This window comes from Neisseria sp. HMSC061H08, assembly GCF_001836795.1.
Lineage (GTDB): Bacteria > Pseudomonadota > Gammaproteobacteria > Burkholderiales > Neisseriaceae > Neisseria > Neisseria subflava_A.
Map to the genome: position 1 here is coordinate 1 of NZ_KV830566.1, position 1,552 is coordinate 1,552.

The following is a 1,552-nucleotide window of genomic DNA, read 5'->3' on the forward strand; positions in this document are numbered from 1 at the left end:
TTGGGGGAAGGACTTTTTTGCAAAGGTCTCAGCCCCTAAATTTTTATTCATGGAGATTTTCATTTATTAAAAATTCGGGTAAGTTTTTAAACAAAAAAAATTCATCTCCCCAATTAATCATATTCAACACTGATTGGGAAAAAATTAGCCGAAACCCGATTTCATCATCATCAAGATATAGTTTTCTCATTTCCAATAGGTCTTCATCTTTAAGGAAACCAAAAAAATCAAAATCGGTTAAATCGAATATTTTAAGCTCTCCATAACTACCTAAAGATACGTTTTCAGCTTCCTTGTTGATTTCATAAGACAGATTCGGTTTGCTGCCATTACACTTAAATAAAACAGGGATCCCTTCCAAATCAAACTGTATTTCATCGGGACGTTGGACATCAATATCAAGATCCGTTTCGTCATATATGAAGAAAAGCCCCTTTACTGATAAAATCCTTCCATTTAACTCATTCATTTATTTACCCTTATCCCTTTTTTTACTGATGGACTAGTTAAGCCATTTTTCAAAATTGTTATAAACTCTCCTTCAGGAGATGTTACTACCACATTATTTCCTTTAATTCTAAATAAAACTGATCCACGTGCATGATTTGCACCTTGCCTGGTTCCCTGCCCGTTAAAAGTTCCTACCCTTAACTCATCTGGCCGTTTAGCAATTTCATAAATAAATTTTTTAAAACTTTCTCTTCCGCTAGAAGTTTTCATATCAAATCCATGTTCAGTAGCATGTCTTCCTACTTTGTGACCAAATTGGTTATCGGCTAAAGAAAATCTTTGCGGGTTCCAAGATGCTTTTTGAAATTCCTTAGGAATTTTAGCAAAATCAATTTCTAATCTTGCCAACTCTTCTTGTATCTTGCTTACTTTAACCTCAAGTTGTTCAAATCTTCTAGGCGAGCCTTTCGCATCTTTGGCTAATTCAAACAATTTCTTGGCTGTGCGCAAATCCCCCGCTTCTTTGGCAGCTTCGTAGGCCTTTCTGAAATCGCGGACGGTTTCTAGTTTTTTAGCTACTTTCACTCCCGGAATGGCAAAAATAGTTGCAACAGCATAATCTCTAAACGTGTCGGCCTGTTTGAAATCTTTAATCGTTCCGACAACCGTCATATCGGTAAGCAGTTCGCTGCCAATCCGCATCATTTTTGCATTGGCGGCAATTTCTTCCGGTGATTTGCCGTAAGACATTAACACAACAGTATCGGTTTTGCCGAACTCTTCGCTATGAGCCTGCCTTCTTTCGGGATTAAATGCCATTTTAAAATCAAACAATCTGCTTAATGGAGTGGCACTTAACACACTCATAGCAACTTCCGCTTCTTTTCTCAACCGAGTACATAAAGGAGAACGGATATTGGCATTACATTCAGCTAGCAGTCGCAAATCTCGCTCTTTATTTAGCCTTTCCAACCTTTTTTGTTCCGCGCAGGCTGCCTTATCTCCTTTTCGGCAAGCTACAGCAGCATCTACTTGAGCATTGAGTTCCTCTCTAGTTAAGTAATTATTCTCCACCGCATTCTGCCCCAACACGCCCCCTACC

The 1,552-nt window shown here is 38.5% G+C and carries 2 protein-coding genes; both read right to left on the reverse strand.

What is annotated here, in order from left to right; genetic code table 11:
* Positions 1-43 precede the first annotated feature (43 nt).
* Complete coding sequence (locus tag HMPREF2675_RS04905) at positions 44-469, reverse strand: hypothetical protein (protein WP_013448798.1); 426 nt, start codon at positions 467-469, stop codon at positions 44-46.
* The coding region (locus HMPREF2675_RS04910; RefSeq protein WP_168167155.1) for a DUF6862 domain-containing protein at positions 466-1,552 on the reverse strand (1,087 nt) is incomplete at its 5' end. The genes HMPREF2675_RS04905 and HMPREF2675_RS04910, both read right to left, overlap by 4 nt.

What these genes read in the sequence shown, in the direction of transcription:
- HMPREF2675_RS04905 (WP_013448798.1), bottom strand. Translation starts at nt 469, where the DNA reads ATGAATGAGTTAAATGGAAGGATTTTATCAGTAAAGGGGCTTTTCTTC.